Genomic DNA, 12,572 nt, shown 5'->3' on the forward strand with positions numbered 1-12,572 from the left:
CCTCTGCCCCCGCCCACCCCCCCCGCCCGCCCCCGGCCCCCCCGGGGGGGGGGGCCTCCCCGGTGCCCGGTGGGCGGCCCACGGGACGGCCGCCGCGGGGCCGGGCGGGGGCCGCCGACGAGGTCCGAGGACGGGTCCTACTTCAACGGGTGGTCGGGCACCAGCACGGTCGAGAGCTCCTTCGCGATCACCTCGGCCGTGTTGCCGTCCGGGGTGTTGCAGCCCTTGGTGGTGGCCACGGCGATCGCCACCCGCTGTCCGGGGTAGTAGGCCTCGATCGCCGCGTACCCGGAGAACGACGGGTTCTGCACCACCCAGTCGTTGGCCACCAGCAGGCCCAGGCCGTAGTGGGTCGAGGGGGTGTTGAAGTCGGGCACGCAGACGGTCGCCGGGCAGGTGTCCGTGGGGCCGCCGAGGCCGACCGTGCCCGGGTCGAGCTGGGTCCGGAAGCTGCTCGGCGAGAGCAGTTCGCCGGTGCCGATGGCCTCGGCCGAGCGGGCCAGGTCGCAGATCTGCGTGGTGATCACGGCGCCGGGCGCGGTGGTCCAGGACGGGTTCCAGAAGGTCGACTCCTCGTACGTGCCGCGCTCCGAGGTGAACGCGTGCAGCACGGGGGTGGGGATGTCCGGCGTGAAGCTGTTGCGGGTGTCGTCCAGGCCGAGCGGGCCCGTCACGTGCTGCTCCAGCAGCCGGTCGAGCCGGGTGCCGGTGATCTTCTCCAGGGCTGCGCCGAGGAGCACGAAGTTGGCGTGCGAGTAGCTCCAGTTGGTGCCCGGCTCGTACCAGAGGTGCTCCGGGTCGGCGATGCCGACCAGTTCCTCGGGGGTCCAGTGGCGGAACGGCTCGGCCTCCAACTGGGCCAGGAACGCCGGGTCGGTGACGTAGTCGTGGATGCCCGAGGTGGCGTCGCCGAGCATCCGCAGGGTGATCCGGTCGCCGTGCGGCAGCTCGGGCAGCCAGCGGCCGACCGGGTCGTCCAGCCCCACCACCCCCTGCTCGACCAGCTGGAGCAGCGTGACCGTCATGTAGGGGAAGACCACCGAGCCGGCGCGGAAGTGCATGTCCGGCTCGGCGGGCACGCCGGTCATCGACTCGCCGACGGCGTCCGTCACGAGCTCGTGGCCGTCCACGGTGACCCGCACCAGCACGGACTTGAGGTCGAGGTCGTGCTTGGCCCGCCGCACGGTCTCCAGCACCTGCCGGCCCGGACCGTCGACCGGGTGCGGCGACCGGACGCAGGGCTGGGCCTCGCGCGGGGCGGCGGGAGTGACGGCCGCGGCGGTGCCGGGGAGGGTGGCGGCGGCAAGCAGGGTGGTGGCGGCGCAGAGGAAGAGGGTCCGGGTACGCGTCATGTCGCATGGTGCGTCCACGCGGCCGGCGCGCGGCGGTAGGACACTCCGTGGTGTCGCCCGTCCGGCGGGTCAGCCGCGGACGCGCCGGGCCCGGAGGTACTCGCGGGCGAGCAGCCGCAGCGCGGCCGGCTTGGCCGGGCCGGCCGGGCGGCGCAGCAGGGCGGGCAGGTCGGCGCGGGCGGCGGCGCTGGTCAGTCCGTCCAGGCCGATCATGGTGCGGACCATCGGGCGGTGCGCGGGCGGCACCAGGTCGACCACGGCGCGGCTCGCCACCAGGTCGCAGTCGGCCCGGTCGAGCAGCTCGGTGAGGAGGGCCCGGACGGCGGGCCGGTCCCCGCCCCCGGCGAGGTCGGCCCGGGTGACGCCGTGTCGGGCCAGGCTCTGGGCGGGGAGGGTGAGCCGGCCGTCGGCCAGGTCCTCGGCGAGGTCGGCGACGAAGTCGATCCGCTGACTCGCGTCGATGAACGTGCGGCAGGCGGCCCGGTAGGCCGTCTGGTCGCCGTCGGGCCCGAGCAGGCCGGCCACCACCATGAACGCGGGGAGCGAGTACGCGTCCAGGTAGCGCTGGTAGTCGGCCTCGCTGTCGAACCCGGTGAAATCCAGGTCGGCGGTGGCGCCGGCGAGGAACTCCGGCACCCGCTCGCGCAGTCGGGGGTGCGCGGCGGCGGTGTGCAGCAGCGGGCGCAGCTCCGGGTCGGCGGTCCGCCCGGTGACGAGGCCGTCGAGCACCTCAGCCTCCCAGCGGGCGTACGCGGCCTTGCGGCCGTCCACCGGACCGCTGTCGAGCAGCGTGTCCGTGCGGTGCATGAAGGCGGTGGCCGCGAGCAGGTGCGGCAGCACCCGTGCGGGCAGCAGCAGGCCCGCCGCCAGCGCGGCCTCGCGGCGGTAGCGGGCGACCAGCGCGCGCTGGCGGCCGTAGTCGGCGCGCAGGTCGGCCCCGCGGATCCCCGCCGCGTCCAACGCCCGCTCCCAGCTGCCCACGCACCCCGCCCTTCCGCCCCGCCCGGTCGGCCGGGTCGACGGTTCCCGAGCATACGGCCCGTCAGGCCTTGTCGGGTGCCGTGGCCGAGCCGTCGTAGACGTGGTCCGGGGTGACGATCCCGGTGATCGCGCGGGCGAGCAGGGTGGACGGCTCCTGGCCCTGGCTGCTGGAGTCCGTGTTGATCATGATGACCAGGGTGGCGTGCTCCGCGGGCAGGTAGACGTCGACGGTCTCGTAGCCCGGGATCGAGCCGTTGTGGCCGAGCCAGCCGTGGGTGTCCAGGATGCCGAGGCCGTAGCCGGTCCCGGGGAAGCCGGTCGGCAGGGTCGCGAGCCGCTGCTGCTGCGTCTCGGGGCTGAGCAGCCGTCCGGTGGCGAGGATCTCGGCCCAGCGGCGCAGGTCGCCCAGGTCCGAGACCATCGCCCCGGCCGCCCAGGCCCAGCTCGGGTTCCAGTCGGTGGAGTCCTCGGTCCCGCCGCTGAGCGTCTGGTCGGTGTAGCCGCGCGCGTGCGGCTCGGGGAACTCGGGCCCGTCCGGGAGCAGGGTGTGGTGCAGGTGGGACGGACGGAGCACCCGCTCCCGGATGACGTCGGCGAGCCGCTGCCCGGTGACCTTCTCGACCACCAGGCCGAGCAGCACCAGGTTGGAGTTGGAGTACTGGAACTGCTCCCCCGGGCCGAAGGTGTTGTCGTGCCGGTAGCCGTAGGCGAGCGCCTGCTGCGGGGTGAAGCTGCGCGCGGGGTCGCTGAGCAGGTCGTGCTGGAAGTCCGGGTCGAAGGTGTAGGGGAACAGGCCGCTGCGCATCTCGGCGAGCTGACGCAGCGTGATCCGGTCGCCGCACGGCACCCCGTCGACGTAGGCGGAGACGGGGTCGTCCAGGCCGACCCGGTGCTCGTCCACCAGCTGCAGCAGCGCGGTGACCGTGAAGGTCTTGGTCACGCTGCCGATCCGCTGGCGGACGTCGAGGCGCATCGGCGCACCGGTGGCCCGGTCGGCGACCCCGGTGGCGCGCACGTAGCAGCCCTTGCCCGGCAGCCACACGCCGACCACCACGCCGGGCACGCCCGCCTGCTGCCGGACCTGCTCGATCGTGCTGTCCAGCCGGCCGGTCACCTCCGGGGCGAGCCCGCCCTCCGGGCAGTCCGCCGGTCCGCCGCGGTGCACCGCCGCGGCCTGAACGGTCGTCACGGGGGCCACGGCCAGCGGCACCAGGACGGCCGCGGCGGCCAGGGTCGCTGCCAACAGCCTGCGGGAACGGTTGCGTCGCACGTGGGGCCCCTCTGCCGGTCACGGGTTCGAAGCCCCACACCACCACCCGCCGTTGCCGGCCCGCCCCAGGCCCGGCGTTCGGCCCGCCGAGTCCACTCGTTCGGCGGGCGCCCCGACCCGGCCGAGCACCACCGTGCCCGGGCCGGGCACGGTGTGTGTGGGTGGACCACCCGTCAGGGGCAGGAGTCGTCCGCGGAGGCGTCCAGTTCGATCGTCACGGTGGACGGGTCCACCGTGACGATCGCGCTGCTCTGCCATCCCTCGAAGGACTTGCCGAGGTTGACCGAGTACATCTCGGTCGGGGTGCGGCCGGCGTCGAGCACCTGCCAGCCCGCCCCGGTGGCGAGTTCGCCGATCTTCTCCCGGCTGAGGTCCGGGTGGGTCCCCCGGTACTCCAGGAGCACCTCGGGCGGCCGTCGGCCGTCCGGGGTGTCCCGGCATTCCAGCGTCGAGTCGGCGGACGGCTGCCCGAGGTAGGAGCGGGCCGCCGTGAGGAACGCGTCACCCCGCAGCTGGGCGAGCCGGGTCCGGGCCACCGCCGACGGGTGGGTGACCACGTCGGGCGTGAGGTCGACCCAGAGCCGGAGCGCACCGAGCACCGCACAGCCGCAGGCGGCCGCGCCTGTCACGAGGCGTGCGGTCCTCATCCTGCTCCCGTCCCTCCGAGCGGACCGCGGGGCCGCGGTCCGACGGGGCCCCACCCTAGGGCGTGGCCGCCGCGGTCACGTGGCCGCCCCCGGTCGGCCGATCGCGATCAGGGCGATGTCGTCGCCCAGGCGGTGCACCCAGTCCCGCACGTCGGTGTCCAGGTGGTCGACCAGCTCGGCGGGCTCGGTGGCGCGGCGGGCCAGGCGGTCGGGGAGCGGGTAGAACTCGCCGGAGGCGTTGCGTGCCTCGGTGAGGCCGTCGGTGTGCAGCAGCAGCACCTCGCCGTCGGCGAGCGCGACCCGGTCGGGGGCCGGCTCCTCGGTGCCGTCCAGCAGGCCGAAGCCGAGCGGCAGCCGGGCCTGGGCGGGGAGTTCGCGGGCGCCGTCGGGGCCGACGGCGAGCGGGGCGAGGTGGCCGTGGTTGAGCACCTCGAAGTGGTCCTCGCCCGGGCGGTGCTGGAGCAGGAACGCGGTGGCGAACAGCTCCTCGTCGCCGCGGGCGCGCGCGGTGCGGGCGGTCTGCCGGTCGAGCCGGGCGGCGAGTTCGCCGAGGTCGGGGGTCTCGTACGCCTGGGAGCGGAAGCAGCCCAGCAGGTCGGTCACGCTCTGGACGGCCTGCAGTCCCTTGCCGCGCACGTCGCCGATCATCACCCGGGTGCCGTGCGGGGTGTGCACGGCCTCGTAGAAGTCGCCGCCGATGCCGGTGCCGGCGGTCGCGGGCCGGTAGCGGCCGGCCAGCCGCAGCCCGCCGAGCCGCTCGGGCACGGGGTGCAGCACGGCGTTCTGCAGGGCGGTGGCGCTGGCCCGGGCGCGGGCCAGGCGAACGGCCTGCTGGCGGCGGCTCCACAGCGCCAGGCCGGTGCCCGCGCCGACGGCCAGGGCGGCGATCACCGCGAGCGGGCTCTGGGCGTGGTGCTCGCCGGCCAGCACCCGCAGCAGCAGGTACTCGCCGCCCGCGGCGGCGGTCACCCCGAGGGCGACGGCGGGCAGGCCGGCGACCAGCGCGGCCCCGACCACCACGGCGGTGGCCAGCCAGAGCAGCTGGCGCGCGTCGCCGGGCGCGGGCCCGCGGCTGAGCGCGGAGGTGTAGGGCAGGGCCTGCGCGGCGGCCGCGCCGAGCAGGATCGCGGCGGGGTGGAAGGAGGCGGCGGCGCCGAGCCGGGTGCGGGGCAGTGCGGCCAGGAACCAGGCCATCTGCGGGGCCTGCGCGACCACCACGCCCAGGCCGGCCAGCCCGGCGGCCAGCATGCCGATGGCCAGGTGGGCCCCGGTACCGGCCGGCAGCAGGTGGAGCAGCGCCAGGCCGACCGCGGCCAGCGGCAGCCCCAGCGAACAGCCGGTGACCGGGGCGACGGCGTGCTGGCGCACCAGCAGGCCGCCGGCGGCGCCGCCCGCGCCGAAGGCGGAGACCATCAGCGCCGCCTCGGCCGCGCCGGCGCCGATGTGCCCGGCCAGCACCGGGACGGCCGCGGCGAGCGTGAGCTGGGTGAAGCCGATCGCCACCCCGGTGGCCAGCGCCATCGCCGACAGGCGGGCCGGCAGCAGCGCGATCAGCGGGCGCTCGCCGCTCCTGGTCCGCCCGCGCCACCAGGCCAGCGCGGCCGCGACCGGAACGGCGGCCAGCAGGAGCAGGGTCAGCGGATCGTCCCAGCCGCGCAGCGGTGCCGTCTGCAGCGCGGCGACCGCGGCGGCGACCGCGAGCACGGCGCCGGTCTGCAGGCCGCGGTCCAGCCGCGCCCGGGCGCCGCCCTCGTCGTCGGCGGGCAGCCACCGCCGGCCCGCCAGCAGCAGCGCCAGCACGACCAGGACCGCGACGCCGGCGGTGAGGCGCAGCTGCGGCACCGAGGGCGTGCGCGGGACGAGGTTGGCGCAGGCGAAGAACGCCAGCGACATCAGGGCCAGCCAGCCGCCCATCGCCCGGGGCAGTCGGCCGGGTGCGTTCAGCGCGGGCAGCCAGGCCAGGGCGGTGACGAACACGGCCGCCACGGCGACGGTCACCAGGCCCCGCCCGAGCAGGTAGGACCAGTCCGAGAAGGCGACGGTCAGCAGGGCGCCGCCGGCGGCCAGCAGTCCGAGCGCGACCAGCAGCACCCGCCGCCGGCCCCAGAGGTCGCCGGCCCGCCCGGCGGCGAACAGCACCACCACGGAGAGCGCCGCGCCCGCCACCTTCACCACGGCCACCTGGCCGGAGCTCAGCGCGAACTCCGCCCGCACCGCCGGCAGCGCGGCGCCCTGCAGCACGGGCACCGCCACGTACAGGGCGGCGGCGGTCGCCAGCAGCGCGGCGACCAGTCGGCCGGCGCGGGCAGCGGCGGCGGAGCCGGACCCGGCCGGCCCGCCGGTCGGGACGGCGGTCGTCGCACCGACGGCCATCAGGGACACCTCTGCTTCCTCCGAGAAACCCCCCTCGCCTCCACCGTGCCAGGTAAGTAACCGTTCGGTAAGGATCGAAGGTCCCGTCCGGGGCGCCCGCGGGACGCCCCGGACGGGCCCGGGTCAGTGCTGCTGCGCGGCCTTGATCTGCTGCCAGGAGCGCGGCTCGGCCACCGGTGCGGCGGCGGCGAGCCGGGCCCCGGCGGCGGCCGGCGCGGCGGGGCGGGAGGCGGTGTAGAGCCAGGTGCGGAACAGGTCGTCGAGCTTCTTGCCGCTGATCCGCTCGGCCAGGGCCTGGAACTGGGCGATGGTCCCGTTGCCGTAACGGTGCTCGGCCGGCCAGGCCTTGAGCAGGGCGAAGAAGGCCTGGTCGCCGATGGTGGTGCGGAGCACCTGGATGGCCAGCGCGCCGCGGTCGTAGACCGCCGCGTCGAACTGGTTCGCCGCGCCCGGGTCGCCGGGCTTCACGGTCCAGAAGGCGTCCCCGTCCGGGTGCGAGCCGTACACGTAGTCGGCCAGCTGCTGGGCGGTGCCCTCGCCCTCGTGCTCGGACCAGAGCCACTGGGCGTAGGTCGCGAAGCCCTCGTTCAGCCAGATGTCGCTCCACCGCTCCAGCGAGACGCTGTCGCCGTACCACTGGTGGGCCAGCTCGTGCACCACCACGGAGGCGTTGGCGCCGTTGGCGAACTGCCGCGGGCTGTAGAAGACCCGGGTCTGGGTCTCCAGCGCGTAGTGGGTCGGCACGTTGGGCACGTAGCCGCCGGCGGCGCTGAACGGGTAGGGGCCGAAGTACCCGCTCAGCCAGTCGACCAGCTCGCCGGTGCGCTCGACGCTGGCGCGGGCGGCGTCGGCGTTGTCACCGAGGTCCTGGCTGTAGGCGTTGAGCACGGGGATGCCGCTCGGGCTGGTACCGGTGGTGATGTCGAACTTGCCGACCGCCAGGGTCGCCAGGTACGTCGCCTGTGGCTTGTTCTCGCGCCAGTTGTACCGGGTCCAGCCGAGCTTGGAGCTCTGCGAGGTGAGCACGCCGTTGCTGATCGCCTGGGTGCCGTCGGGCACCAGGACGGACACGTCGAAGGTGGCCTTGTCCGAGGGGTGGTCGTTGCTGGGGAACCACCACCAGGCGGCCTCCGGCTCGTCGGCGATCACCGCGCCGTCGGGGGTGCGCTGCCAGGCGGTGAAGCCGTAGGTGGAGACGGTGGACGGCACCCCGGCGTAGCGGACCACCACGGTGGCCCGGCTGCCGGCGGCCAGCGGGGTCTGCGGGGTGACCGCGACCTTCTGCACGCCCGCCACGGCGAACTTCGCCGGGTGGCCGTTGACCAGCACCTCGCTGATGTTCAGCGCGAAGTCCAGGTCGAAGCTGGACAGGTCCTGGGTCGCGGTGGCCAGCAGCGTCGCGGTGCCCTCCAGCTGGTCGGTCGCGGGCTGGTACTTCAGCCGCAGGTCGTAGTGGCTGATGCGGTAGCCGCCGTCCCCGTAGGTGGGGTAGTACGGGTCCCCGGCCCCCGGCGCCCCCGGGGTCGGGGTGGCGGCGGACGCCGGGACGGCCAGCAGCAGGGTGGCCGCGGCCACGGCGGAGACGAGCAGCTTCTTGCGCACGGAGGTCCTCCGGATCGGTCAGGGTTTGACGCGGTGTCAGATCCCTGTCCCGCGGACGGGCCGGGTACGCGCAATTGATGACATGTTCATGCGAGGAAATGCGCCATTGATCGGCCGTTCGGTCGCACCCCTGCGCGGGTCGGCCCCACGGCGGGTCAGAACTTCGTCTGCGCCGACAGGATCGCCTCCCGGATCCGGTGGTAGGTGCCGCAGCGACAGATGTTGCGGATCTGGTCGAAGTCGGCGTCCGTCAACTGCCGCCCGGCGGCGCGGGCCTGGAGCACCTTGGCGACGGCGGTCATGATCTGGCCCGGCTGGCAGTAGCCGCACTGCGGCACGTCCTGCTCCAGCCAGGCCTCCTGCATCGGGTGCAGGTCCTTGCCGACGGTGGCCGGCAGGCCCTCGATGGTGGTGACCCGGTCGGTCGCCTGCAACTGGCCCACCGGTACGCAGCACGGGTTGACCGCCCGGCCGTTCAGGTGGCTGGTGCAGGCCTGGCAGACGCCGAGCCCGCAGCCGTACTTGGGCCCGGTGACGCCCAGGATGTCGCGCAGGACCCAGAGCAGCCGGACGTCGTCCTCGACGTCCACGGTGACCTGCTCGCCGTTGAGGATGAAGGTGTGCTGGGGCAACGTGGGTCGACTCCTAGAAGGCGCGGCCGAGGCCGTCGGTGGGCGACTGCGGGACCGGCGGGACGGTGGGCAGCGGGGTGAAGGCGAGCGGGGCGTCGTGGTTGATCGGGAAGCTGGTCGGCATCGTCCCGGTCGCCCGCCCGTACGCGCAGGCCACCGCGGCCATCGCCCCGGCCACGGCCAACTCCCCCGCGCCGCCCGGGGTCCCCGTGGTCGGCGGCATCACGATGATGTCCAGCTCGGGCGGGGTGTTCCACTGCCGGGTGTAGAAGTAGTTGTCCCAGCTGCCCTCCTGGAAGTGCCCGCCGGCCAGGTGCAGGCTGGAGGTGAGGGCGACGGCGATCCCGTCCATGATGCCGCCCATCATCTGGGCCTCCAGGCCCTTGGGGTTGACCGCCAGGCCCACGTCCACCGCGCACACCACCTTGGTCACCCGCGGACCGGTGACCGCGTCCGGGACCTGCCGGTTGACGGTCGCCGGAGTGCAGTCGATCTCCGCCAGCACCGCGACGAAGCCGTGGTACTCGGGGTGCAGCGCGATCCCCTGGGCGGTGCCCGGTGCCATGCTCCGCCCCCAGTTGCCGACCTGGGCGACCTTGTCGAGCACGGCGACGGCCCGCTGGTCCTTCAGGAAGTTCCGGCGGAAACGGTAGGCGTCCCGCCCCATCGCGGCGGCGAGCCGGTCCACGACCAGCTCCTGGGCGCAGCGCACGTTGGGCGAGTAGATGTTGCGCATGCTGCCGGTGTGGAAGCCGTTGTCCACCTCGGTCAGCAACTGGCTGGTGACACCGAAGTCGTAGGGGGTCTGCTGGGTGAGCGTGAAGATGGTCTCGGAGAACGCCAGCCCGCCGACCGGCAGTTTGGCCGCCATCGCGGTGATGGCGTCGCCGAGGCCGTGCCCGAACTCGGTGGCGACCGAGGTGTGCCGCTGGTCCATCGTCAGCACCTGGCCCAGCGCGTAGGTGGCCCGCACCCGGGAGGTGGACATCGGGTGCACCCGGCCGTGCCGGAAGTCGTCGGTGCGGTGCCACATCAGCCGCACCGGCTTGCCCAGCTTCTGCGAGACCTCCGCCGCCTCCAGCGCGGCGTCGTGGAACAGCTTGCGGCCGAACGAGCCGCCGCCCTGGGTGACGTGCACGGTGACGGCGCCGACCGGCAGGCCGAGCCTGGCCGCGATCTCGGCCTGGGCGACCAGCGGCGCCTTGACGCTGGCCCAGACCTCCGCACTGTCGGCCCGCACGTCCGCGACCGCGCAGTTGGTCTCCAGCGCGCTGTTGCTGGCGAAGTGGAAGGTGAACCGGGCGTCGACCGCCTCGGTGAGCAGCGGCAGCGGCGGGGTGACCAGCGGGTCCTCCGCCGCGCGCAGCTCGGCCAGCACGCTGGCGTCGGTGGCGCCGTCCTCGCTGCCCGGGCCCCAGCCGACCTGCAGCGCCCGGACCGCGTCGATGCACTGGCCGAAGGTGCGGCCGCGCACGGCCACGCCGGTGGAGACCACGGCCACGTCGGTGATCCCCGGCATGGCCTGCACGGCGGCGAGGTTGGCCACCGCGACGACCGTGCCGTTGATCGTCGGCGGTCGGCAGATCATCGCGGGCATCGCCCCCGGCACCTGCACGTCCATCGCGAACTGCTTGCGCCCGGTGACGGCGTCCCGCGCGTCGATCCGGTTCTGCGGCGTGCCGATCACCGAGAACGCGCTCGCCGGTTTCAGCACCACACCGACCTGGAGGTTCGTCAGGCTCGCCGCCTTGACGGCGAGTTCGGCATAGCTGAGGGAGCGTCCGTCCGGCGCGGTGATCACGCCCTGCAGCGCGGAGAGCGCCGACAGCGGCAGGCCCAGCTCCGCCGCCGCGGCCGCGAGCAGGCGCTGCTTGGCGGTGGCGGCGGCGACCCGGACCGGGGTGTAGGTGGAGATCGTGGTGTTGGAGCCGCCGGTGAGCTGGTTGAAGAGCAGCTCGGGGCGCGCGTCGGCGAGCGAGACCCGCACCCGGTCCAGCGGCAGGTCCATCTCCTCGGCGATCAGCATCGCCGTGGAGGTGGTGATGCCCTGGCCGACCTCGGTGCGGGGCAGCGCGAACGAGGCGGTGCCGTCCGGGTTGACCGTGATGGTGATCAGGCCCGCCGTGGGCAGGGCCGCGTCGGTGAGCATGTCGTTGAGGTCGTACAGGTCGGCCGGCTCCGGCAGCGAGGGCACCGCGGCGTCCGCCCGGTCGGCCCCTTCACCGAGGTGGGCCGCCACCGTCAGCGTCGACGCCGCCAGGACGTAGCCGAGGAACCGGCGCCGGCCGATCCCCTGCTCCGCCGCCCCGTCCGGATCCTGCTGTCGCTCCCGCGTGTCCATCCCTCACCCCTCGCACGGTACCCGGCGGTAACCCTACTGGTGCGGCGGTGCGGTGTGCAGCGGAACCTCGCCGGTGGTGGACAGCGGCTGCCGGCCGCGCGCGTGCCGAGGGCCGGTCACCCCGCCCGGGGCCGCGGAGCTCCGCAGGACTCCCGGACCGTGATCGCGGGGCGGAGCAGGACCTGGCGCACCGCCTCCTCCGGGTGGGCCAGCCGGTTCAGCAGCACGGTGGCCGCCGTGCGCCCCATCAGGTGCTTGGGCGGGGCCACCGCGGTCAGCGGGATCTCGGCCAGCTCGGCGATCTCGTCGTCGTAGGCGACCAGGGCCAGGTCCTGCGGCACCCGCACCCCGGCCCGCCGGGCCGCGGCCACCAGCAGCGCGGCCTGCCGGTCGCCGAAGCAGACCGCCGCGGTCGCGCCCGCGGCCCGCAGCCCGGCCAGGCACCGGTCCGCGGCGGCCGGGCTCCACTCCTCCAGTGCGGCCTCGAACTCGACTCCGGACAGGCCGAGTTCGCGCACGGCTTGGTGGAACCCGCGGCGGACCGGCTCGGTGGTCGGACTGTGCAGCCGCAGCACCAGGCCGACGGTGCGGTGGTCGAGCCCGGCGAGGTGGCGCACGGCGTCGAAGCCACCTGCCTCGTGGTGGGTGCAGACGCTCTCGCCGGCGTCCCCCAGGCTCGTCCCCCGGCGCTCCACCAGCACCACCGGGACCGGGAGTTGGGCCAGCCGGGTCAGGTACGCCGCCGACCGCTCCGGCCCCGCCAGGGTCGGCGCGAGCAGCAGTCCCGCGGCCCCGGCGGCCTGCATGTCGGCGACCGCGCTCCACTCGCGGGCCTGGTCGTAGCCCGAACTGGCGATCACGAACCGGGCTCCGGCGGCCGTGAGTTCCTCCTCGATGCCCTGCAGCACGCGGGGGTAGTAGAAGGCGGCGTCGGGAACGATGACGCCGATCAGGACCCGGTGGCTGCCGGTGCTCCTCGGTGCCAGCACGTAGGTGCCCGAGCCCTGGCGGCGCACCACCAGCCCCTCGGCCACCAGGTCGGCGACGGCCCGGCGGACCGTGCTCACCGAGGTACCGTGCGCCCGGGCGAGCTCCGGCTCGATCGGCAGCCGGGCGCCCGGCGGCCAGACACCGTCCGCCAGCTCCCGGCGCAGGCGGTCGGCGACCGCGCGGAACTTCGGCCCGCCGGCTGCCGGGGCGGTGGCGCCGGTCGGGTGGTGCGCCGAGAGGGTCATGCGTGCTCCCCGGTCCGTCGGGGGGGGCGGGGCGGCCGCCCCGCGCCAGGATTGGCCCGGGGGGGTGTGCGGTGAAAACCCCGTGCGGCAGAGTTATCCCCCCATTATACGCGGGCCGGCCCGCGGCGGGGGGGGGTCT

Annotated in this window: 9 protein-coding genes; all 9 read right to left on the bottom strand. The window is 75.0% G+C overall.

What is annotated here, in order from left to right:
• Positions 1 to 137: 137 nt before the first annotated feature.
• On the bottom strand, positions 138 to 1,352 hold the full coding sequence (locus tag ACFW1A_RS30860; protein ID WP_380414578.1) for a serine hydrolase domain-containing protein: 1,215 nt from the start codon (positions 1,350 to 1,352) through the stop codon (positions 138 to 140).
• Between the two features lie 69 nt (positions 1,353 to 1,421).
• Positions 1,422 to 2,333, bottom strand: coding sequence for a squalene/phytoene synthase family protein (locus ACFW1A_RS30865; RefSeq protein WP_380414580.1), 912 nt, complete (start codon positions 2,331 to 2,333; stop codon positions 1,422 to 1,424).
• Positions 2,334 to 2,394: 61 nt separating this feature from the next.
• A complete protein-coding gene (locus ACFW1A_RS30870; protein ID WP_380414582.1) occupies positions 2,395 to 3,603 on the bottom strand; it encodes a serine hydrolase domain-containing protein in 1,209 nt (402 codons plus the stop codon).
• Positions 3,604 to 3,776: 173 nt separating this feature from the next.
• Positions 3,777 to 4,232, bottom strand: a complete 456-nt coding sequence (locus ACFW1A_RS30875) for a hypothetical protein (protein WP_380414584.1) — start codon at positions 4,230 to 4,232, stop codon at positions 3,777 to 3,779.
• Positions 4,233 to 4,325: 93 nt separating this feature from the next.
• Positions 4,326 to 6,623 (bottom strand): PP2C family protein-serine/threonine phosphatase, encoded by a 2,298-nt coding sequence (locus ACFW1A_RS30880; protein ID WP_380414594.1) that lies wholly within the window; start codon positions 6,621 to 6,623, stop codon positions 4,326 to 4,328.
• Between the two features lie 123 nt (positions 6,624 to 6,746).
• Positions 6,747 to 8,225, bottom strand: coding sequence for a M1 family metallopeptidase (locus tag ACFW1A_RS30885; protein WP_380414586.1), 1,479 nt, complete (start codon positions 8,223 to 8,225; stop codon positions 6,747 to 6,749).
• Between the two features lie 155 nt (positions 8,226 to 8,380).
• Complete coding sequence (locus ACFW1A_RS30890) at positions 8,381 to 8,857, bottom strand: (2Fe-2S)-binding protein (RefSeq protein WP_380414588.1); 477 nt, start codon at positions 8,855 to 8,857, stop codon at positions 8,381 to 8,383.
• Positions 8,858 to 8,870: 13 nt separating this feature from the next.
• Positions 8,871 to 11,198, bottom strand: a complete 2,328-nt coding sequence (locus ACFW1A_RS30895; protein WP_380414590.1) for a molybdopterin cofactor-binding domain-containing protein — start codon at positions 11,196 to 11,198, stop codon at positions 8,871 to 8,873.
• A 116-nt stretch (positions 11,199 to 11,314) separates the two neighbouring features.
• A complete protein-coding gene (locus ACFW1A_RS30900) occupies positions 11,315 to 12,433 on the bottom strand; it encodes a substrate-binding domain-containing protein (RefSeq protein ID WP_380414592.1) in 1,119 nt (372 codons plus the stop codon).
• Between the last annotated feature and the right edge of the window lie 139 nt (positions 12,434 to 12,572).

The sequence above is a fragment of the Kitasatospora sp. NPDC058965 genome (assembly GCF_042741245.1).
Taxonomy (GTDB): domain Bacteria; phylum Actinomycetota; class Actinomycetes; order Streptomycetales; family Streptomycetaceae; genus Kitasatospora.